Source organism: Paenibacillus sp. 01L418 (assembly GCF_056400045.1).
In genome coordinates this window covers 17,923-39,859 of record NZ_JBFTSN010000025.1, presented here as the reverse complement: position 1 = coordinate 39,859, position 21,937 = coordinate 17,923, and the positions used below count along the sequence as shown (strand labels likewise).

22 protein-coding genes and 1 pseudogene are annotated in these 21,937 nt (G+C 44.9%); 17 read left to right on the top strand and 6 right to left on the bottom strand.

The window, feature by feature from the left end; translation table 11 throughout:
* The 3 genes and pseudogenes from AC1DSE_RS05915 to AC1DSE_RS05905 all read left to right on the top strand — a co-directional run.
* Window positions 1-407 (top strand): annotated as a pseudogene (locus AC1DSE_RS05915) (hypothetical protein); the annotation flags it as partial.
* 84 nt (window positions 408-491) lie between these two features.
* Window positions 492-1,598, top strand: coding sequence for a hypothetical protein (locus AC1DSE_RS05910; protein WP_477527492.1), 1,107 nt, complete (start codon window positions 492-494; stop codon window positions 1,596-1,598).
* 33 nt (window positions 1,599-1,631) lie between these two features.
* Entirely contained in the window at window positions 1,632-1,961 is a 330-nt protein-coding gene (locus AC1DSE_RS05905; RefSeq protein ID WP_477509123.1) for a low molecular weight protein tyrosine phosphatase family protein, read from the top strand.
* Between the two features lie 3 nt (window positions 1,962-1,964).
* On the opposite strand, the gene AC1DSE_RS05900 is transcribed toward AC1DSE_RS05905, so the two are convergent.
* Window positions 1,965-2,669: a MerR family transcriptional regulator gene (locus tag AC1DSE_RS05900; protein ID WP_477509017.1), complete on the bottom strand. Its 705-nt coding sequence runs from the start codon at window positions 2,667-2,669 to the stop codon at window positions 1,965-1,967.
* Window positions 2,670-2,873: 204 nt separating this feature from the next.
* Between AC1DSE_RS05900 and uvrA the strand changes: the two genes are divergently transcribed.
* Window positions 2,874-5,387: an excinuclease ABC subunit UvrA gene (uvrA, locus tag AC1DSE_RS05895; protein ID WP_477527491.1), complete on the top strand. Its 2,514-nt coding sequence runs from the start codon at window positions 2,874-2,876 to the stop codon at window positions 5,385-5,387.
* Window positions 5,388-5,441: 54 nt separating this feature from the next.
* Here uvrA and AC1DSE_RS05890 read toward each other — a convergent pair whose 3' ends face one another.
* Window positions 5,442-6,191 (bottom strand): MBL fold metallo-hydrolase, encoded by a 750-nt coding sequence (locus tag AC1DSE_RS05890; protein WP_477509015.1) that lies wholly within the window; start codon window positions 6,189-6,191, stop codon window positions 5,442-5,444.
* A gap of 372 nt (window positions 6,192-6,563) precedes the next feature.
* Between AC1DSE_RS05890 and AC1DSE_RS05885 the strand changes: the two genes are divergently transcribed.
* Window positions 6,564-6,848 (top strand): iron chelate uptake ABC transporter family permease subunit, encoded by a 285-nt coding sequence (locus AC1DSE_RS05885; RefSeq protein WP_477509014.1) that lies wholly within the window; start codon window positions 6,564-6,566, stop codon window positions 6,846-6,848.
* A 99-nt stretch (window positions 6,849-6,947) separates the two neighbouring features.
* Window positions 6,948-7,838 carry a YhfM domain-containing protein gene (locus tag AC1DSE_RS05880; RefSeq protein WP_477527490.1) on the top strand — a complete coding sequence of 297 codons (891 nt, stop codon included), beginning with the start codon at window positions 6,948-6,950 and terminating at the stop codon, window positions 7,836-7,838.
* A 159-nt stretch (window positions 7,839-7,997) separates the two neighbouring features.
* On the opposite strand, the gene AC1DSE_RS05875 is transcribed toward AC1DSE_RS05880, so the two are convergent.
* Window positions 7,998-9,146, bottom strand: a complete 1,149-nt coding sequence (locus AC1DSE_RS05875; protein ID WP_477527489.1) for a metallophosphoesterase — start codon at window positions 9,144-9,146, stop codon at window positions 7,998-8,000.
* A gap of 281 nt (window positions 9,147-9,427) precedes the next feature.
* Between AC1DSE_RS05875 and AC1DSE_RS05870 the strand changes: the two genes are divergently transcribed.
* From AC1DSE_RS05870 to AC1DSE_RS05855, 4 genes are all read left to right on the top strand, one after another.
* On the top strand, window positions 9,428-11,593 hold the full coding sequence (locus AC1DSE_RS05870; protein WP_477509122.1) for a DNA topoisomerase III: 2,166 nt from the start codon (window positions 9,428-9,430) through the stop codon (window positions 11,591-11,593).
* 205 nt (window positions 11,594-11,798) lie between these two features.
* Window positions 11,799-12,410: a TetR/AcrR family transcriptional regulator gene (locus tag AC1DSE_RS05865; RefSeq protein ID WP_477509011.1), complete on the top strand. Its 612-nt coding sequence runs from the start codon at window positions 11,799-11,801 to the stop codon at window positions 12,408-12,410.
* Window positions 12,411-12,496: 86 nt separating this feature from the next.
* Window positions 12,497-13,084: an NAD(P)H-dependent oxidoreductase gene (locus tag AC1DSE_RS05860; protein ID WP_477527488.1), complete on the top strand. Its 588-nt coding sequence runs from the start codon at window positions 12,497-12,499 to the stop codon at window positions 13,082-13,084.
* 79 nt (window positions 13,085-13,163) lie between these two features.
* A complete protein-coding gene (locus tag AC1DSE_RS05855) occupies window positions 13,164-13,835 on the top strand; it encodes a YheC/YheD family protein (RefSeq protein WP_477527487.1) in 672 nt (223 codons plus the stop codon).
* Between the two features lie 159 nt (window positions 13,836-13,994).
* Here the strand turns inward: AC1DSE_RS05855 and AC1DSE_RS05850 are convergent, their stop codons facing one another.
* Entirely contained in the window at window positions 13,995-14,561 is a 567-nt protein-coding gene (locus AC1DSE_RS05850; protein ID WP_477509009.1) for a GbsR/MarR family transcriptional regulator, read from the bottom strand.
* Window positions 14,562-14,809: 248 nt separating this feature from the next.
* Here AC1DSE_RS05850 and AC1DSE_RS05845 point away from each other — a divergent pair, with 248 nt between their 5' ends.
* The 7 genes from AC1DSE_RS05845 (at window position 14,810) to sda (ending at window position 20,426) form a co-directional block, all read left to right on the top strand.
* A complete protein-coding gene (locus tag AC1DSE_RS05845; RefSeq protein ID WP_441876741.1) occupies window positions 14,810-15,679 on the top strand; it encodes a carbohydrate ABC transporter permease in 870 nt (289 codons plus the stop codon).
* 32 nt (window positions 15,680-15,711) lie between these two features.
* Window positions 15,712-16,554, top strand: a complete 843-nt coding sequence (locus AC1DSE_RS05840) for a carbohydrate ABC transporter permease (protein ID WP_076267558.1) — start codon at window positions 15,712-15,714, stop codon at window positions 16,552-16,554.
* Window positions 16,555-16,607: 53 nt separating this feature from the next.
* Window positions 16,608-17,954 (top strand): extracellular solute-binding protein, encoded by a 1,347-nt coding sequence (locus AC1DSE_RS05835; protein WP_477527486.1) that lies wholly within the window; start codon window positions 16,608-16,610, stop codon window positions 17,952-17,954.
* 14 nt (window positions 17,955-17,968) lie between these two features.
* Window positions 17,969-18,763 carry an HAD family hydrolase gene (locus tag AC1DSE_RS05830; RefSeq protein ID WP_477509007.1) on the top strand — a complete coding sequence of 265 codons (795 nt, stop codon included), beginning with the start codon at window positions 17,969-17,971 and terminating at the stop codon, window positions 18,761-18,763.
* Complete coding sequence (locus AC1DSE_RS05825) at window positions 18,753-19,094, top strand: DMT family transporter (RefSeq protein WP_076267561.1); 342 nt, start codon at window positions 18,753-18,755, stop codon at window positions 19,092-19,094. Before AC1DSE_RS05830 ends, AC1DSE_RS05825 begins: the two co-directional genes overlap by 11 nt.
* A gap of 27 nt (window positions 19,095-19,121) precedes the next feature.
* The gene (locus AC1DSE_RS05820) at window positions 19,122-19,952 is read left to right on the top strand and encodes a metallophosphoesterase family protein (RefSeq protein WP_441876753.1); all 831 of its coding nucleotides are present in this window, start codon (window positions 19,122-19,124) and stop codon (window positions 19,950-19,952) included.
* Between the two features lie 330 nt (window positions 19,953-20,282).
* Window positions 20,283-20,426 (top strand): sporulation histidine kinase inhibitor Sda, encoded by a 144-nt coding sequence (gene sda, locus AC1DSE_RS05815; protein ID WP_076267563.1) that lies wholly within the window; start codon window positions 20,283-20,285, stop codon window positions 20,424-20,426.
* 31 nt (window positions 20,427-20,457) lie between these two features.
* Here the strand turns inward: sda and AC1DSE_RS05810 are convergent, their stop codons facing one another.
* Window positions 20,458-20,697, bottom strand: a complete 240-nt coding sequence (locus AC1DSE_RS05810) for a hypothetical protein (protein WP_441876756.1) — start codon at window positions 20,695-20,697, stop codon at window positions 20,458-20,460.
* 117 nt (window positions 20,698-20,814) lie between these two features.
* A complete protein-coding gene (locus AC1DSE_RS05805) occupies window positions 20,815-21,816 on the bottom strand; it encodes an NAD(P)/FAD-dependent oxidoreductase (protein WP_076267565.1) in 1,002 nt (333 codons plus the stop codon).
* Between the last annotated feature and the right edge of the window lie 121 nt (window positions 21,817-21,937).

Below are 21,937 nucleotides of genomic sequence, written 5' to 3'. Positions count from 1 at the left end.
GGATCGTCACCAGCACGATAGCACTCTTTAAGGGATTAGGATTCGATCGTCTGCTGCGATTAAAACCGATGAGAAGTTTGGTGATTCAATTGCTTGGTAAGCTTCGAGTCGGTTCTGCTTGTTACGCGGTAAAAATGACAGGTTACGGTGTTAAATCAGGAGCAGAGACGTTAATCGAATATGGGCTGCAGGGTACAGAGGAGGCTGAAATTACAGCACAAACGGCAATTGCGGTTGCCATGGCTGTATACAGCTCGAATCTGCCAAAAGGAGTTTATCATATTGAGCAATTATTTGAGCTCGATCTCTATGAAACAAAGCTTGAGCTGCGTTTAAAAGAGGACGAGAACAAGCTTTCAATCGCTGCTATTTCCAATATCGAGAGCTGGACTAGGATGAATATGTAGTTTTTCAGCTGATTCATTTGGTATAATTAGCATTAAATGCCTAAAATACTGAATCGGATTTACGATAGGGAGATGGAGCTGAGCATGGATAAACAATCAATGATTGCTTTCATTTTGGAAGAATATGCGTTCGTAAAGGAGGATAACCGCGCACAGTTTGATGCGATTATTCTGCGTTTATCCGGTCATAAGGGCGGCATATCGTTGGAGAGCTTGTCGGCGTGGGAAGAAGATGACCTTACGCAGCTGTACCAAATTCTGTCCGGCCATAAACTGACTCGTGAATACGTACCGGATATCATTCAAGCTTATGCCAGCATCGATAGGGCAAATTTGCCATCGAAAACATCGTTTGGGCCTATCATCGAAACTGAACAAAAATGGGATAAGCCGCGTATTCATCGGCAATATGGCAACTATGAGGTGCCGCAGGCGATTAATCAGCTGTACGAGCTGGAGACTGAACTCGGAAGAGCAATGGATCTAGAGCTGGGGCTTATCATGCAAAAATATGACTTCCGCTATCCATGTACGCCGCCCGATTTTATTCCTTTCGCCAGCTCTGGTTGTGATGGCATTCATTATTGTTTTGTAACGGATTTCGGAGCTGTCAAAGATTTGGAGCAAGCTTATATAGCTGTCGTATCGCCAATGGATTTTGACTCGGAAATATGGCTTGTTTCCAAAAATATTACGGATTTCCTTCGTCTTATTATTACGGATAGAAGTCTACTGTATAATAACCCTGCGACATTTGATGATTTCTTTAAAAAGATGCGAGAGCAGAAAAATGAAAGCTTGGCGGATGAGCATTCAGCGGYGCTGCAAAGGCTGAAAGAGCTTTTTGGACTGCGTGAAATTACTGACTTGGAACAGTATATGCAAAGTGTACGTGAGGAAAGGGCGCAAGCGATTTGCATGCAAACGCTGGATTCGATTGGTGTTGCACCGCTTTTGGGTCAGGTTGATTATATCGCTGAAGGGCCGCTCTCTATTGATTGGGATGATAGGCGGGCGCTCGATGCAATGGTTGAAGAGGCAACCCCGGAGAGAAAGCTTGCTTTCCTTCGTGATGCGCAGCACAAGAAATTAATTTTGGAAGACAGACGGATGCTCAGACGCTGCAAGCGCGTATTGTCGGAGCTGGAGTTATATCATGAACTGAGTAATTTGCTTGAACTGGTTGAATAATAAAATTAAAAATGAATGAGGAGTGTGTTCTCGATAAATCTATTGTTTGTATGCAGCAGAAACAAGTGGCGAAGCTTGACTGCGGAAACGATTTTTCAAGGTGTTGGCGGCCATGAGGTGAGGTCCGCTGGTACGGAAGAGAATGCCCGGATTAAGGTGACAGCAGGTCATATTGGCTGGGCTGATTATATTTTTGCAATGGAGAAAAAACATATTCGAAGGCTGCAAAGCAAGTTTGGCCATGAGCTTTCGGGCAAGCAGCTAATCTGTCTTCATATACCAGATGAATTCGAATACATGAACGAAGATTTAATCGATCTACTTCGATCAAATGCAGCTTCCTATCTCAGCGATCTGGGCTAATGATTAATGCTTTTGTTCGATGGCGAGTAGAAGCTTATACAAAGAATGGGCTCCGAGCAGTTGGTTTCTATTGACTCGATTTAGAAATTGCATCGATTCACGCGCTATTTTTATCGCATTTTCTACCTGGTTATCGTTAACCTCTTTCAGCACCTGCTGAATGATCTCAAGCGACCATACCGCCGCCTTGAAGGTGCGAATAATTAAGATTTGACGCAGGTTTGCTGGACTGAAGATGCGGTAGCCATTTTCCTTGTTGCGATTAACAATAAGGAGACCCATCTTCTCCCAGTGACGAATAGCGGAGCTTGGTATGGTTGTTGCCTCGGATACTTCCCCAATGGTCATCCCTTTTCTTTTCCTTGCTCTATGCAGCAAATGAATCTCATCTGTCTCCAGCGCAAGAATCGTTTTATCGGCGATCGTTTTGTCACGGTGAAGCTCTGCCTGTGCACGGTTTACAAGCCATAACGCCTCATCAATCTCGCCTTGGATCAGTTTAATCATCACTTCTTTGGTAAGCGTCATTCCAAAACCTTCATTCATCGCTCTTATGCACTCAAAGTAAGCGACGTGTTCTGCTGTATATATGCGATAACCGTTTGTCCCTCGTTCAACCGGTGGAATGATGCCCCAATCCTCGTAGTGCCTCAACGCGTTAGTACTAATATTTAATCTCCTGGCAATATCAATCGGTCGAATAATCACAAAAAACACCTCCGAACATTTTCTAAAAACATTAAACAACCATGGGAACCTTTTTGTCAACGAAACAGGTTTAAATAGGGTGTTTATTTGCGTAACCTTCACACTTGCATCAATGTAGTATGCTGGAATAAATGCTGGAAAAGCGCTCTAAATAGGCGAAGCGTTGCTTACCCCAAAAATTTATTGTCAATGAGGAGGACATGCATGAACGATACGATAGTCATTACAGGTGCACGCGAAAATAACTTGAAAAACATTTCACTCTCAATCCCCAAATACAAATTGGTTGTGTTGACAGGGCCCTCAGGCTCCGGCAAATCAACGCTTGCCATGGACACGCTGCAAAGGGAATGTCAGAGGCAGTATATGGAGTCAATGGGGATGGTATCGGATTCCATAAGCAAGCCGAAGGTGGAATCGATAGCTGGACTTTCTCCTTCCATCAGCATCGGTCAGCACGTCACCAATCGCAATCCGCGTTCTACGGTTGGTACGGTTACAGATATTTATACGTATTTGCGTTTTGTCTACTCCAGGCTTAGCAGCCGTGTATGCAGCAGCTGCGGTACAACTATACCGCCTGTATTCGATGAAGAGAATGATATCGCAGCTGCAGAGGAAGAGGAGGGACGCCAGACGATCGTATGCCCGGGCTGCAATAAGGAACATGAGAAGCTCGGAATGGCTCATTTTTCTTTCAATAAGCCGGAGGGAGCCTGCGAAACCTGCAGTGGGTTAGGACATGTTGCCACGCTTGACTTAGAAGCGGTATTCAATCAAGAGCTGAGTTTCCGCGGCGGCTGTGTGACTTGCCTGTACGAAGTACAACTCGAATATTATGCTGTCATTTTAAAGGGTGCAGGAGACCATTATGGATTTACATTTGATCTCGACCTGCCATTAAAGGATTATACGGAAATCCAGCGTGATCTGCTTTATTACGGCGTGGAGAGCGATGCATTCATGAGGCATTTTCCTCTTGCAGCGCCGCCAAAAACAGTCGGAAAAGGCAAGTTTGAAGGCATTGTAACTGGAATGTGGAGAAGGTATAAAGAGAAGGAAAGCGAGCAAGGGGCAGCAGAAAAGGAAAACGATTATTTTAAGCAAGATGGGTGTACGGATTGCAAGGGCATGCGTCTAAAAAAAGAAAGCCGGTCAGCTTTAKTGGCAGGGGCTTCGATATCAGAAGTATCCACTTGGTCATTGGAGGATTTRCTTACTTGGACCAAGCAGCTTCAGGATGCTGTGCCTCCTCAGGGACGGCCGCTGCTTGCGCCTGTCATGACCGATATGCCGATACGTTTGGAGAGAATCATCGATGTTGGCCTTAGTTATTTATCTCTGGACCGACAGACCGTTTCCCTGTCAGGCGGGGAAGCTCAGCGTCTGCGATTAGCGTCACTCCTTGGGTCTGGACTTACTGGTGTGCTCTATATATTGGATGAGCCAACAACAGGTCTACATCCACGCGATACAGCAGGTTTGCTTCGCGTTCTCATGCAGCTGCGTGATTTGGGCAACACGGTACTCGTTATTGAGCATGATATTGAGGTCATGAGAGCTGCAGATCATATTATCGATATCGGTCCAGGAGCAGGATATTTAGGTGGGACGGTCGTTGGCGAAGGCAGCTTGGAGGAGCTGATCGCAAGTGAGAGTTCCGTTACAGGTACCTATTTGCGTCAGGAAAGCTTGCCAGCGGCGGTACGGACAAGAAGGTCAGGCGACGGTAAACAGCTGTCGATTGTCCATGCACATGCTCGTAATTTGAAAGGGTTTGATGTTGCTTTTCCGCTTGGCTGTCTCATCTCGGTGACGGGAGTGTCTGGCTCAGGCAAATCTACCTTGTTATTTGATTTGCTTGCGGAGGGAGGGCAGGGGAAACGACGTATTGCGGGCTGCGACAGCATTGCGGGCTTTGAGCATATCGGAAATCAAATTACGGTCGATCAGTCACCATTAGGCCGTATGCAGCGCTCAAATATTGCGACTTATACAGAAGTATTTACACAGCTGCGAAATTTATATGCAGGGCTGCCAGAAGCGAAGCGCAATCAGCTTACCTCGAAGCATTTTTCATTCAATACACCAGGGGGACGCTGCGAGACTTGCCAAGGACTTGGCGTATTATCGGTAGACATGAGTTTTCTCCCTAATCTTGAAATTCGCTGCACGGCTTGCAAAGGAAAACGATTCAAAGATGAAGTATTGAGAGTCACTTACGAGGGTTATTCGATATCGGATTTGCTTAATATGACGGTTGAAGAGAGCCGAGCTGTGTTTAAAAATAAAGCAAAAATTGCGAGCATGACCGAGCTGCTGTGTGAAGTAGGGTTAGGTTATCTGCAATGGGGACAGTCGGTAAAAACGTTGTCCGGCGGAGAAGGTCAGCGAATTAAGCTGGCGAAGGAGCTGAACAAGAGATCGAACAAACATACCCTTTATTTGCTGGATGAGCCAACAACGGGCTTGCATCTAGCGGACGTTGAACAGCTGCTTGCTCTACTCAATAAATTAGTGGATGCCGGCAATACGGTCATTCTGGTTGAGCATAGCTTGGAAATTATCCGGGAATCCGATTGGGTCATCGATATAGGGCCCGAGGGAGGTGCAGCAGGCGGCAATCTTGTCGCAGCAGGAACGCCAGAGCAAGTAGCGTCTATTGCTGCTTCCTATACAGGACAGTTTTTGAAAAAAGCGCTGGCTGGCGGATTGTAGGAATATATAAAAGGGAGCTGTCAACGTCGATTGCGTTGGCAGCTCCCTTATTCGCTATTCGGCAGCGAGCTCTAAAATTCGCTCATTCACATGATCAGAATATAACCCGCCATGGTAGCAGATGACTGTGTTTATGTCGTATTGCGTTAATTTTTTGATGGATTTTTTTGCGGTATCCGGATCGAGACAATAATGTGGGGTCGGTCCTAGCAGCTGGTCGTTTTCAACGATTAGAGCATCAGCTGCAATTAACGTTTTGCTAGCAGTATGATAAAGGCTAAGATGTCCGGGCGTATGCCCAGGTGTGCCAATGACGATAATTCCTCCGCAATACGGCAATTGTTGCCCATCCGTAATGATAACATCGACATTCGCTTTAGGCGGATTTTCAAGCGTCTTCCTGAATGCGGCTCGCCATTCCTCAGGCACCTCTGCCGGCAAGGCTTGGACAGCTTGCTCAATCGATTCTGGTGTAACTTTGAGCAAATGTGCTTCACCTTGAATGTAAGGAGCCTCTACTTTGTCCGCAAGCACCTCCGCCTTATGAGGCAATTCCTGCAAAATCGCAGGCAAGCTTCCAATGTGGTCAAGGTCTTGATGGGTAATAATGATTTTGTTAAGACGCTCAAACGCAAGTCCAGCACGCTCCATTTGCTCCTTTATTAATGGCAGCTGCCCCGGATAGCCAGTATCCACTAAGATCACGGTGTCGTTATCCCAAATTAAAGTGGGATAAATTGTTTCCATTCGACCCATCATGACCGCTGATATCGGCATCATATTAACTCCGCTTGCAATGTTCATTTTAACCCTCCGCTACTGTTTAGAAGTTTTTGCTGCAGGTGAGTTGCTCATTTCAAGTAACATCGTACCAGTAGTTAAAATGTATGTAAATAGTAAAATATTATATTATACCACAAAAATAATTATTTGTCAATATGCATTAGTAGCGTTTTTGATGAAATAACGTTTCATCTCACGAATCATATATTCACGCCCAATGGGGCCCCAAGGGTCCCATTCTCTAGAATCGGGATAATGTGCTCAAGCGCATTGTTTTTGTAAATGGGATGCGTGATGCGCTCATCACATTGGAACTGCAAGCGATCGTAAAATAACTCCGTAAAGGTATGTTCACTATTTCCATAAAGGCGGCAATTATTTGGCAGCAGTCTTATGATTACCCATTTTCCTTGTTTTGTAACCGAAGCAAGCTTTTTTCTTGCGTCCTGCTCGGCCATGATCATTTGCCGAATGATGATTTATTTAATTGCTTGGAAAAAAGGTGTAAATCCCTTTCGCCTCGTATTAGTCGGCATAGGTGTGGCTTCCTTGTTGTCGGCGATGACGACATTTATGCTTGTGTTTAGCCCTGCCTATTATTCCAGATACTCCTATATTTGGTTGACCGGAACAGTTTATGACACAACCTGGACCTATGTATGGAACCTTTTACCATGAACCTTCGTCTTAATGGTTATCGCACTCGATTTATCTATTTATTATATCGGACACGAAGTAACAGGTAGCAATGGTTGAATTTTTTTGGAGAAAGGAAGTGTGCATTTGAAGCGTGGCTACATCATTCTGATTGGCGTCGTAGTTGTGGCTGCTGCAATTTTGATGTTTTTGTTTCGGGTAAACGAGAATCAGGTTACCGTCCAGCGCATGCTTGATTTCGAGCAGGCAGAGCCGACCTCGCAAGTGGTGTGGGAGGATCGAGAGTCGATTCGAGCATTCGAATATGCATTCCGATTTGGTAAGCAGATGAAGGGAAAGGTCGATATCGCGGCACCACCCTATTCTGTAATCTTAGGGGACTCGCGTTACCTGCTTTGGATATCGAAGAGCAGCGAGCATGGGAATTTCATGAAGCCAGGTGATACTGGAACGCTTTATCGATTAGGGAAATCATCCACGAAGAAGATTTGGACTTTGCTGGAAGATGCGTATTCGGTGAGTGGTTCTGGCAAAGAAGGAGCAGACGAGCAAGTAGACGGAGAACAGCAGAATACACAGAGCATGTCGCCATCACCTATAATCGAGTCTTCCACTCCCATTCCTATGCAGTCGTCTGAGTCGCCGAATAACGAAGTACTCGAGCCAGCGTATTTGGAAAGCTCAGCTTTCACGGAAGAAGAGAAGCCGCTTATCGAGCTAATTAATTTGCGAATAAAGTATATGCATGAGAAAAAATGGGATGATTTTTTAAACTTGTACACGGAAAGTGCACGCAAGTCACGCGAAGATTCAAGTGGCATTACCGGATTCACAATTACAAGCATAAAGGTCGAACAACCAATAGCTATTAAAGAGCAAAAGTCGTTGTTTGAGGCTGTCGTTCAAGTTTCGGAGATCAGGAACAATGAAGACAGCGGTGGAAGCTCAGTGTATGTGTTCCATAAGAGCAAGGAAAAAGGTGCTGAATGGCGTATAGCTGATGTAGATTAATCGTTAATTAGCGGCTTCACACTGCCAAAGCGGCAACTCGGAGTCTACAATAAAGATATAAAAATAGCGGCAGCAATTGTGTGTATACCCTCGTCATAGGCTGGATAGCCGGAAATGAGAGTGGTTTACATCATTGCTGCCGCTATTTTCGTTAACCTTTTAAACGGTTATGAATTCTACCTCGATATGAATGACCTCAGACCGGCTGYCAATTCGTACCGGCGGTCCCCAAGTTCCGAAGCCTGATGATACGATGGCGTTCAGGCCGCCTTTTTTTAAATAACCCCAATCAAGCTCAAACAGCTTTCTCGTAATCAGATGATTAGGCATCATCTGGCCGCGATGGGTGTGGCCGGATACGGAGATGTCGATGCCGTTATCTGCGGCGCTTGCGATGTCGGAAGGCTGATGATCGAGCATGATTAGCGGCCTAGTTTGATCTAGAGGAGCGACAAGCTCCTGAATAGGCAGCCTTCCTTTGCCGCTGAATCCCGCAGCCGCCTTATCTTTACGGCCGATGACATAGAAGCTGTCAGCAATGAGCGCCGTCTCGTCCATAAGGACACGAATGCCGATTGCATCCATTGCCGCAATAAATTCTGGCACTTTCCGGCCAATGTATTCGTGATTTCCAGTTACGGCGTAAACGCCTAGTGGCGCTTTGAGCTTGCCAAGTTCAGTTGACATGTTTTTGCGAAGAAAAGGCTCAATATCATCATCAAGAATATCGCCAGGAAGCAGGATAAGATCCGGCTCAATTTCTTCAACCTTGTTCACCAGCCTAACTAAATGCCGATTGCCTACGATTGTACCCAAATGAAGATCAGAAGCCATGGCGATGCGCAGCTTCTTCAATTTTCCAGCAGGTTTTGGCACTTGAACATGATAGGTTCGAACAATTGGGCTCCATGCATTCCAAGAACCGCGGATAAGGAGTACAGCCATAATAAGCAAGGCAAGCCCGCCTACACCGACAATATAGATTGATTTTTCAGCGCCAGCTGCTTTTAAGATAAGGGCAACAACATTGGCAGGCGGCAAAATGATTACGGCATATTCCAATACGGCAAACCAGTAGGAACCAATCAGCTTCAATACCTCGGCAACCGGTTTAAAAGGCGCACGGTAAGCGAGCCGGCCGATAATGTACGAAAATGCAATGACACTAGCAATGATCGTATACACTGTCGCATTTTCGAAATGAAATAAATGAGATAAGAACAGCCACCCATTCCAGCCAATATAGAAGGAAATGCCGCTGTATAAGAGCAAAACACCAAAAACAATAGCAACAACACGCAGCTTCATCCATCAACGCTCCCTAGCTCTTAATCTGCTTTCTTATAAGCTGAACCTACTATATCACACCGAGAATATAGCAGTAAAATTCACAAGAATAGCAGGAATAGATTGCTAATCGCCAAGTGTTTCAATACGATAGGAAGGATGCGAAATCGATGCATAAAGGTTTTACAGCATGCTGGGAGTTAAGGCTGCAGGCGTTGCGCAGGCTGCGAGCCTATGGTATCGTTTCGTCATAATGATTGATGCGAATGAGGCATCTAAATGGAATGGAGCGAATAATCCGAATGAAATCGCTTGTACTGGCAGAAAAACCGAGTGTGGCGAAGGAAATAGCCCGTGTACTCGGCTGCGGACAGAAACATAAAGGCTACATGGAAGGCCCTAAATATGTTGTAACTTGGGCGCTGGGACATTTGGTGACACTGGCTGAACCTGAGGATTACGATCCGAAATATAAAACTTGGAATTTGGAAGATTTGCCGCTGCTTCCGCCAAAAATGAATTTAAAAATTATGAAGGAAACATCACAGCAATATCGTACAGTAGCTCAGCTTTGTAAACGGCAAGATATTAGTGAGCTTATCATCGCTACGGATGCTGGCCGAGAAGGCGAGTTAGTCGCTCGTTGGATTATGGAGCTTGTTCATTGGCGCAAGCCGTTTAAGCGTCTTTGGATTTCATCTCAGACGGACAAAGCGATAAAGGACGGCTTCAACACCTTGAAGCCAGGCAAGGACTATAACAATTTGTATGCTTCGGCCGTTTGCCGTGCAGAAGCGGATTGGTTGATTGGATTAAACGTGACGAGAGCATTAACGACCAAATACAACGCACAGCTAGCAGCTGGACGCGTGCAAACGCCAACGCTCGCCATGCTGATGGAGCGGGAACAAGAAATACAATCGTTTCAATCGCAGCCATATTGGAATGTGTCTGCTGATTTTGGCTCATTCTCTGCGCATTGGCGGGAGCAGGATGCACATGACGGAAGAGTATGGAGCCGTGCTGATGCTGATGCGATCGCCGCTCGTATCAAGCAGGGAACTGCAAAGGTAAGCAAGCTTCGCACCTTGGAGAAATCGGAGCCGCATCCCCAGGCCTATGACCTTACTGAGCTGCAGCGAGATGCAAATAAACGTCTGGGCTTCTCGGCCAAACAAACGTCCAACGTGCTTCAGAAGCTTTATGAGCAGCATAAGCTGGTTACGTATCCGCGTACAGATTCCAGATATTTGTCGAGCGATATGGTTCCTACCTTAAAGGGACGGTTAGAGAGCATCGCTGTTGGGCCTTACACACAGCTGGCTCGCAAGCTTGTCAGAATGCAGCTTCCAATAACGAAGCGAATTGTAGATGACAGTAAAGTAACAGATCATCATGCTATTATTCCTACAGAACAATTCGTAAATCTGTCTGCTCTAAGCAATGATGAGCGCCGATTATACGATTTAATCGTAAAACGGTTTATTTCATTATTTTATGGACCTTATCGTTACGATGAGACGAGTGTTGTGCTTGCTGTAGGCAAGGATATGTTATACGCAAAAGGGAAGATCGAGAAAGAAAAGGGCTGGAAGGAAATTTATCAATCAGATGCTTATTCTTCCGTTCAAGATGAGGATGACGACGACGGAGCGGGCTCAGGTCAAGGGAAATCCGACGGACAGCCTGCTCAGCTGCTTCCGCCGCTATCCATCGGACAATCGCTCCCTGTGAAGCAGGAAAAGGTACGCGAGCTTCGCACAATGCCGCCAGCACGCTATACAGAAGCGACACTGCTTACTCGCATGGAGAAGCACAGTCTTGGAACACCGGCAACAAGAGCTGATATTATTGAAAAACTGCTCGGAACAGATACGATAACTCGGACGCAAAACAAGCTGATGCCAACGGGAAAAGGAAAGCAGCTGATTGAACTCGTAGTAAACGAGCTCAGAAGTCCTGATTTAACAGCAAAATGGGAGCAGGAGCTGGAGCGTATTGCGAAAGGTAAAGGCGACCCGGCTGCCTTTATGAAAAATGTTAGACAGCAGGCTGCGAAATGGGTTTCTGAGGTTATTGCTGAGACGAAGGAATATAAACCGCATAATTTGACCCATTCACGTTGTCCTGAATGCGAGAAGCCGTTGCTCGAAATTAACGGAAAACGAGGCAAATCGCTCGTCTGCTCAGATCGTGAATGCGGCTATCGCCGTTCAGCAGAGCCAATGCTCTCCAATAAGCGCTGCCCGCAATGCCATAAGAAGATGGAGATTAAAGACGGCAAAGCAGGTAAATTTGCACAATGCAAACCATGCAATGTCATCGAAATGCTTGGCGATAAGCAAAGCGGCAAAGTGAATCGCAAGCAAAACCAGAAACTGATTGAACAGTATAGCGATAATACGTCGATGTCCAATAGCTTGGCAGATAAGCTTAAGGCAGCACTCGAGAAACAATCAGGCAAATAAATTAGAGAAAACCGGCAAGCAACCCTTAAAGGGCAGCTTGCCGGTTTTTTTTGTGAAAAGAAAAAATAAAATACCACTTTACAAACCGACCAGCGGTCTGTATTATAGAGACATCAACAAACCGACCGACGGTCTTCTGTCCTTTTAAATAATTTATCGTCGATTGCAACTCATAATAAACAATTAATAATAAAGGAGGCTGCTTATGGTAGATTACACTGCAAATGCGAGTTATAAATTATTGTTGGAAACAGCAGAGCAGCTCATTCAGGAAAAAGGCTGCCGACATACCACATTGCAGCAAATTATGCTTAGTACCGGATTGTCCAAAGGTGCCATCTATCATTATGTAAAAAGCAAAGAAGAGCTTTTTGGACTTATATTGTCTTCGCAAGTGGAGCTCATTAATGATTCCTTCCTGCTTACGATAGAGAAAAGCTGCAGTCTTACAGCTCCATTGCTTGCTATTACTGAGGGGCTTGATCAGCTTCAGCAGAAGGATAGTGTAGCTAATCAAATCTTAACTTATCTGCTTAGTCAGAAGGATAAGCCAGGTATTGCAAGTGTTCTGCAGCAATTTCACGAGCGTTCAACAGCGACCTTGCTAGAGTGGATAGAAAGCGGACAAAAAGAGGGTCTCATTGCTCAAACCGTGGATGCGCGTAAAGCAGCGGAGCAAGGCGTAATGCTTTCATACGGCATGTGCGTTCGGAACATTATGTTAGCCGACACGCTTTCATCACCAGCTCGTGCATTCGAGAAAGAAGATTTTTATACATTTATGCTGCTCATTTTACAAGACGGAACTTCTGAATAGTGTCAAAGAGAATCACGACAAGGATAAGTACCGATGATTAGATTTCTTGCAATTATTTTATTAACTGAAACGGTGGTGGAGCCAAAGTGAGCTCAAACAAAAAAATACTTATCATTCAAGGAAATCCCAACCCTACCAGCTATTGCAGCTCTTTGGCAAAGGCTTATGCTGACGGCGCGGTGCAGGGGGGCGCTGAGGTTCGAATCATACAGCTGCATGAGCTAAGCTTTAATCCTAATCTTGCCTTCGGCTATGCGAAGCGTACAGAGCTTGAACCGGATTTGCTAGAAGCTCAAGCATCGATGAAGTGGGCGGATCATCTCGTCTTTATTTATCCGACTTGGTGGGGGACGCTGCCGGCTTTGCTCAAAGGTTTTTTGGATCGGGTGCTGCTGCCAGGTTTCGCTTTTAAATATCGTGAAGGCTCTATATTTTGGGATAAGCTGTTGTCTGGCAAAACAGCTCGCTTGATCGTTACACTGGATACACCAGTATGGTACAACCGCTTTGTATACGGTCAGCCAGGGCATCGCGCAATGAAGAAAGCAACACTTCAATTTTGTGGAATTAATCCAGTACGGATTACGAATATTGGTCCAGTAAAAGGTTCTACGGATACGAAACGAGGCAAATGGCTAGCGATTGTTGGTAAGSTTGGTAATAAAGGCTCCTAACCTATGTCATTCATCCAAGAGACAGATAGTGTTCTGTCATATGCTATGGATGAAGAGGTAGGAAAGGGGAAAGATTTCATTGGGTGATAATCAGGGTAGGCAATTAGCTAGCAAATGGGCTAAGACGGCAATACTGCTCTCTCATTCCAGCATCGCACCGCATATTCCTCCAACTAGGAGATTTACGGCCAATAACCTCAGAAGCATGTTGGATACACATCAAATGGTTGTTGTTAAGCCAGTAGTCGGTGCTGGCGGACACGGCGTTATAAAGGTTACGCGATACGGCGATGGGTATACCTATACTTATTATTCGCAGACGAAACGATTCGCTAGTTTTGCGGCTTTAGTAGGATCGCTTAACAATCAACGTAAAGGCCGTGCTTATATTATTCAAAAAGGGATATATTTGGCAACGGTGGACGGCAGGCCTATTGATTACCGAGTAAAATATGTGAAGACGGATAACGGCTGGGTCTATCGTGCAATTGTAGGGCGAATTGCTAGAAAAGGGCTGTTCGTAACTAATTTATGCCGAGGCGGCACATTGGTTTCAGCAGCAGACGGGATTAGCAGATCCCTATCTTCAGCACAGGTAGGGGAAAAGAAGCGGAAGATGCGTGAGCTTACCGTATTATCGACAAATGTGCTTGAAGCCAAGTACCCCGGAATTGGCCAGTTAGGGTTTGATTACGGTATTGATAAACAAGGTAAAATATGGATATTTGAAGTGAATACAAGGCCGCAATAACAGGCAAACAAAAGGATGCGTAGAAGTGGAAATCACTTCTTAGCATCCTTTTGTTCAATATAAGAAAGTAGATTATTTTCTCATACTTCTCTTATATTTCTCCGTCAAAGCGGCTTCAGCATCCAGAGGGTGCCGAAGCCGTTTTTGCTTTATTCATAGCTAAAGATCGGGCTTGGTCTCATTTTGGCGGAAAAACTCTCCGTTACGAAGCCCGTCGACGAATTGCTGAAGCCAGCTGTAATACTCAATACCGTGGCGCAGTTTGTTCAAGTCCTTTAGGCATAGGAGCCGCTCCTCAGCCTCCGTATCAATATCTAAGATGATTTCAGACAACGGAGGAATAACCTCATTTATTGCACCGAGCATGACATCGATCTCGCGCTGCAGCTTAGCAGCAAAGAAGTTTTGGAAGGCTTGGAAAAAGTCAGTCTCCGCTACATATAAATCTTTGCGTTCCAGTTTTTCATCCAATTTCATTATCATCTTTGAATCCATCAAGGATCGAACGGCATAGCTCATATTGCTTTTGCTCATATTCATTTGCTGCTTCATTTCTTCAAGTGTCATCGGTTTATCTTCAAAAAACATGATGCCGTAAAGCTGTCCGAATGAATAATTAGCACCATATAAATCCATCGTCTGGGCAATAGCGTCTATTATCTTTCCTCTTATTTGCTCCTGAGTCGTGGGCAAACTATTCTGATCGCTGGTGGAAGCTCTTTTCACAACATCACCTACAAGATTAAGATTTTATGATTCATTATACAGCAACAATATTAGTTGAAAGTGAATCTTTCAGGAAAACAACTCTTTTACAAGATCTTTATCAGACGTTAACGTTCAGATAATGTGGCTGTTCTAAACTGAGTGTACAATAATTTTTGAACAATAGAGGTGAAAATGAGTTATTAATGATAATTATAGCAAACATTAAGAAAAAATTGAACGATAAACAGGAGATGATAAAACGCGATATGGCTAAGGAATGGAAGGCTCTATTGTTCACGCTGCCGGCTATGATTCCATTGATTGTATTTTGGTTGATCCCGCTGGGAACTATTTTTTATTTGAGCTTTACGGATTGGGATTTTATGAGTCCCGTTAAAACATTTGTAGGTTTTGAAAACTATATTTATTTGTTCAATAATTCAGCATTCTATCAATCCCTTGGCGTAACACTCCTCTTTTGTCTTGGTAGTGTGCTACCGGTGATGGCTTTTGGACTCGCGCTAGCGTTGTTGCTTAACCGGAAGATGAAGGGCTCGGTTATATACCGGACGTTATTGTTCTCTCCTTGGGTTACACCAACGGTTGCTGTATCTATTGTATGGTCTTGGATATTCGAACCTAAAGTAGGAATGGCCAATACGGTGCTGAGATGGTTCGGCTTTGACGGAATTGGCTGGCTTCAAGATACGAGATGGGCGCTTGCAGGGGTGCTGATCGTTACCATCTGGAAGCTGATGGGCTGGTCGATGGTGTTTTTCTTAGTCGCCTTGCAAAATTTGCCGCGAGAGCTATTGCAGGCTGGAGAGCTGGACGGAGCGGGAAGCTGGAGCAAGCTTCGATATATTACGATTCCGCTAATATCGCCAACGACCTTTTTTCTTTTTATTGTACAAACGATATCGGCGCTGCAAGCTTATGATCAAATTAACGTGTTAACGCAGGGTGGCCCGGCCGGTTCAACAAGAACGCTTCTATATATGTATTATCAATCGGCTTTTGAGTCGTTTGATATCGGAGAAGCTTCCTCTGTGGCGGTTGTGCTCGTAGCTATCTGTATGGTGCTATCGATCGTATCCTTTGCCATCAGCCGTAAAACCGTTCATTACAGCTCATAATCGTCAACCGCATGGAGAGGAGAAAGATTGTTATGCAAGCTCAAAATGTTTTTCGACGTACGATCAGGCATTTGTTATTGCTGCTCTTCAGTGCCGTTATGGCCTTTCCATTCTATTGGATGATTACAAGCGCGCTCAAAACAAATGATGAAATATGGCAATTCCCGCCGACCTTTTGGCCAAGTTCTCCTCAGTGGAGCAACTTTTTGGCTGCTTGGCTAGAAGCGCCTTTCTGGCGGTATTTAACGAATAGCATTCTCGTAGCTTCAGTCATTGTTCTGCTGCAGGCACTGAATTCTGCGATGATGGCTTATGCTTTGACGCATATGCGATTTCGATTGAAGAAAGCCATCACAGCAATCATAATGCTTGGTTATATGATTCCTAGCACAGCGGTTTACTTGCCGAGCTATATGATTTTGGCCAAGCTCCACCTGCTCGATTCCTATGCTGGCCTCATTTTATCCAACTGCGTCAGCGTCTTTTCCATTTTTTTGATCAGACAAGCTTTTTTACAGGTGTCGCATGAACTGGTAGAGGCAGGGCAAATCGATGGTGCGTCATCCATGCGGATTTTATGGTCGATTCTTATTCCGGTGACGCGTTCCTCCTTTATTGTGCTCGCTCTTATTACGTTCATTGAACATTATAATAACTATTTTTGGCCGATGCTGATCACGAAAAATCCGAATCTGCAGCTAGTCTCGGCTGGCCTTAGAAGCTTCTTTGTGGAAGGAGGAGCCTATGGCTTGAAGTGGCCGCTTATTATGGCGGCAAGTTCTTTTACGATTATCCCGCTGCTTGTGCTGTTTCTTTTTGCGCAGAAGACGATTATGAAAAGCTTCAATATGTCAGTTGGCGTGAACAAAGGGTAGAAAATAGGCTTTGCTTGTTGTTTTATACAAATCGAGTGGAGGAATCAATTACAATGTTGAAAATGAAGCAAGGTTTAGCTCTGATGATGGTAACCAGTTTTGCGGTACTGGCAGCGTGTGGACAAACAGCAGGAAATACGAAAACGAATAATGGAGCTAATGCAGATCCAACCAATGAGGCAAGCGAAGCTCCTGCTCCTAAAGAGCCAGTTACGATTGAGTTCTGGTATGGGCTTGGCGGCAAGCTTGGCGAAACGATGAAGGAAAAAATCGACTTATTCAACAACTCGCAGCAGGAGGTAATCGTGAAAGGGATCGCCCAAGCGGATTACTCCGAAACCGAGCAGAAGCTCCAAGCTGCGATTGCAGCGAAGCAAGCGCCTGCTGCTGTTCTTTCCTCTAATATGAACTGGGCAAAAAAAGGATTATTCGCTGACATGAGCGAATTAATTGGTGCTGACTCTTCTTTCAATAAAGAAGACTTTGTACAAACATTTCTTGAGCAAGGACAGCTGGACGGCAAACAATATTTCCTTCCGATGTATGGCACGACGCAGGTCATGTATTATCGCAAGGATGCACTTGAGAAGAGCGGACTTACAACAGAAGATTTTAAGACATGGGAAAGCTTAGCTGCTTCGGCGTCGAAGATGGCGGTTAAAGCGAATGGAAAAACAAGCTTCTACGGCTGGGAGCCGATGTGGGGCATGGAAAATATGATGGATGCTGTATTAGGCAAAGGCGGTACCGTTCTAAGTGATGATGGCAAAACCGTGATGATTGACTCTCCAGAATGGGTTGAGACATGGGAGATGTTCCGCAAATGGATTCATGAAGATAAAGTGATGACGATCCACTCCGGCGGCCAAGGATGGGAATATTGGTACAAAACGATCGACGATGTTATGAAGGGACAAGCTGCAGGCTATACGGGATCAAGCGGCGATCAAGGTGATCTTGATTTCAATATCGTTGGGGCAATGGAGCAACCGGGCTGGGACGGCATAGGTGCAGGCAAACCTGTTGCAAGTGCAATTATGGCAGGCATTCCATCTGGCGTTAGTGAAGAACAAAAAGAGGCGGCATACAAATGGCTTACGTTCTTCTCTGAAACGAAAAATACCGCATCATGGTCGATTGGTACGGGCTATATCGCAGTTCGCTCATCCGCACTTGAGGACGAGGAATACAAAGCATTCAGCGAGAAAAACCCTCAAATTAAAGTGCCGCTTATGCAGGCAGCTCATGCATCTGCGCCATTCCAGGACCCGACAGGCGRCAAAATAAACGATTCGCTTAAGATTGCAGCTGATAAAGTGCAAATCGGAAATGTTTCTGCTGAGAAAGCGCTCAAGGAAGCGAAGGAAGCAGCACAGAAGGAGCTCGACAGATTAAAATAGGAGGAATTGTTAATATGCCTGACTTAATAATAAATAATCGAGCATACAAGGTGTCAGGCATCTTGTTTGACAAGGATGGAACGCTGCTGGATTTCATCGGGATGTGGGGCAGCTGGAGCGAGTTCATATTCATTGAGCTAAAAAATCAGCTAGAGCACCGAGGAATTCCTTTTCAGCTTGATCGAATTCCTAGCCTTTGGGGCACGAAACATGATGCTGACAACAAGATCATCGATTATGATCGAAATGGTCCGCTTGCTATGGGCACGATGAATGACTTGTATGCAGTGCTTGCTTGGCAGTTGTACAGCCAAGGCGTATCGTGGGCAGAAGCGATGGAGCATGTTCAGCATTGCAAGAAGCAAGCGGATATTGAGCTGGAGCTCTCGCGCCCAGCTCTCCCGCTGCCTGGAAGCATTGATTTTCTGGATAGCTGCAGAGAGCATGGCATTAGGCTTGGCGTTGTCACYGCTGATGAAACGGAGGCTGCAAAAAAACATTTGGAGTGGCTTGGAATTCGCAATTATTTTGATGTCGTAATCGGCACTGATTTGGTTGAGCGAGGCAAGCCGTTTCCGGATATGATGCAGCTGGCCTGCCAGAAGCTTGGAATTGATTGTTCGGAGGCTGCGATTATAGGCGACACTAATGGAGATATGCGGATGGGACATGCGGCTGGGGCTTGTGTAAAAGTTGGTATCGCAGATGTTGCCGAAGGATCTCGCGTCCACAAGGCGCTTCCTAATGCAGATGAAGTTATTGCTTCTTATAGTGAACTAACGATTAGGAGACGAGTGAATGAAGAGTGAAATGGGCTGGGGATGGACATTTCTTCTTCTCGCTATCGTATTAGAGCTGTCAGGAACCGTTTCTATGAAATATTCAGCGGGCTTTTCACGATTTTGGCCCTCTGTACTCATGTTTTTGTTTTATGGTGTCAGCTTCACGATGCTAAACTTCGCTCTATCTTATATGAATGTGAGCGTTGCCTATGCGATCTGGTCAGGTATTGGCATTATTCTCATTACGATTGTCAGCGTTACGATTTTTCATGAAAAGCTGCCTATTACCTCATTGCTCTGGATCGCTGTTATCGTTGTTGGAGTAGTGGGCTTGAATATGAGTGTAAAAAACCATTAAATGCAAGCAGAAAGGGAGAGGAATAAAATGCTGTCTCCAATTATTAGTTTTCAAGTCATTACGGACACCCATGTTACGAATGACCGGGATCATATTCACAATAAGCATTTCGAGCAAGCGCTTCTTGATATTGCTGCATATGCCTCTAACAGTATAGGCATAATGCATGTTGGAGACGTGACGGATCATGGACTCCGACCTGAATATGAGGAGTTTACCCGCATTTGGGAAGCAAACAAAGCAGGACTGCCAGAGATGCTGCTTACGTATGGCAATCATGATATTTTTTTAGGTGAATGGAGCAATCAACTTAAACTCTATGAATCTAGCACCGGCATGAAAGGTCCATATTATGATAGATGGCTGGAGGGCTATCATTTTATTTTTCTTGGCTCGGAGCAAGGATTAAAGGATTTCGCCTATTTGAGTACAGAGCAGCTTGACTGGCTTGATGAGCGTCTTGGTGAGCAGGCATCAGCATCAAAGCCGGTATTTTTGTTCCTGCATCAGCCGCTGAAGGATACGGTTGCCGGCTCGCTCGAGGAGCAGGGCTGGTATGGTGTGACTCAGGACAAAGAATTGAAAGCAATATTGAAAAAGCATCCTCAGACCATCATGTTTAACGGACATACCCATTGGGAGCTGGAAGCGGGACATACCTGCTTTGAAGGAAAAGGTGAAACGGCGACCATATTTAATACGGCATCGGTCGCTTATTTATGGACGAATGAGGACGAGTACAAAGAGGGCAGCCAAGGTTATCAGGTTGACGTGTACGCAAATAAGATTATTGTGCGCGGCAGAGACTATACGACTTCCTCATGGATCGAAAACGAGCAGTATGAATTGAATTGGTAAGGAATCATTTCTCATATGAGCCCCAATTGGGGCTTTTTTTATGTGATTGTATGTGGGCTAGTGTAGGAAATAGGGAGAGGTTTCAATATATTCCATTAATAGATTCATATAAAGCGATTAAAGTTTTTTATTGAGAGGATGTAAAAAAGACCTGTGGATAACTCTATCCACATTATCCACCTTGATAATGCTTAAAATTCGACGTATATACACATGCTATTCACATCGTATCCACAACATCTTGTGTATAACCGGGACTGTTGTCCTTCTAATAGTGCCATGCTACTATGAAAAAGTAGTAACCAAAGTATGGAAGAAAGGGTGTGTAGTATGGAGCTACTGTCTGACGAAATGTTAGTAGACACTTATTATGCAGCTGTGCAGTTTGAATTGGAACCCGAGTTTATTCGAATGTTAGCCATCGAAATGACACGCAGACGACTCAAACCAGAAAACATCAAAATTACAGCATAAAAAGTCGCGATTCTTCAAGATAGCAGAGCGACTACATTTCCTTCACCCAAACCTCGGCAGTAAGCTTGCAGGCCTGACAATATACAAGATGCTTGCAAGATAAAGAGTTTTGCACATGCACACTATTTATGAGCGGCTCGTCTTCGATCTGTTCATAGGGAGCGTAAGGGCTCGTCAGATCAGATGCACGACCGCAATCGATAACTGCGCTATCGCAAGAGGAGCAGCGAACATGCAAATATTGAAAGCCATTACAAACAGGACAAAACATAAGGGTATCCTCCTAGGCTCACCGTGCATATGAATGCAATAGGTGTATGATTGAGCTAAGCCAAGGTTAGGATACCCTTATGTTTATTTTTTTACCGTTATGATCAATATAAATGCGCTAAAGCTTCATGTTGCTGCTATGTCCTGGGGAGAGCTTTGCTCCGGGATCAACATAAACCTTAGCGTTATTAATAGCAGTAGGGGCTTCTCCGAAACCAACAGCGATCAGCTTGAGCTTACCGGGATAAGTAGTCACATCGCCGGCTGCAAAGATTCCAGCAATATTCGTTTCCATACGGGTATCAACGATAATCGACCCGCCTTGAATTTGAATACCCCAATCAGCAATCGGACCGAGTGAAGAAATAAAACCAAAGTTGACGATGACGGCATCGACTTCAAGTTCAATTGTCTCTAATGTTTTGACGTCGGACAACGTGACTTTCGTAATGCTCTCCTCACCATGTAGCGCTGTAATTTCTTTTGGTGTAAGGATGTTAACTTTCGAATTCATTAAATTCTCAACGCTATGCTCATGCGCTCTGAATTTGTCACGACGATGAATTAGCGTAACGCTCTCAGCAATGGGCTCCAGCATGAGCGACCAGTCAACAGCTGAGTCGCCGCCGCCGCTTATCAACACCTTTTTCCCCTGAAAACGCTGCAAATCACCCACAAAATAATGAAGGTTTTTCTTCTCAAATCCAGCGGCCTCAGGCAATTCAAGCCTCCGCGGCTCAAATGCACCAACACCGGCAGTAATAATGACCGCTTTAGCATAATGTTTTGTTTTGTCTGTTATAATTTCAAAGAGACGTTCATCAAGCTTGTTTACGTTTAATACCTTTTCCTCAAGGCAGATTTCCTGCTGAAAATGAGTAAGCTGCTCTCGTAGACGGTCAACTAGTTCTTGTGCCGTTACCTTAGGAAATCCAGCAACATCATAAATGTATTTTTCAGGATAAAGCGCTGCAAGCTGACCGCCTAGCTGGGGCATGCTTTCGATGAGCTTAACTGAAGCTTGGCGCATACCGCCATAGAAAGCAGCAAACATTCCTGCAGGCCCGCCTCCGATGATTAAAATATCGACGGGATCTACTGCTGATTCAGGGTTTGACATTGTAGCCACCTCCACGTTATAAGCTTTACGACTTCAATTATAAACTTTCCAGATATAAGAAGGAAATATTTAATTTGTATAGAGTTCTAAACAATTTCGTATATTTTGCCCTTGAACTTTG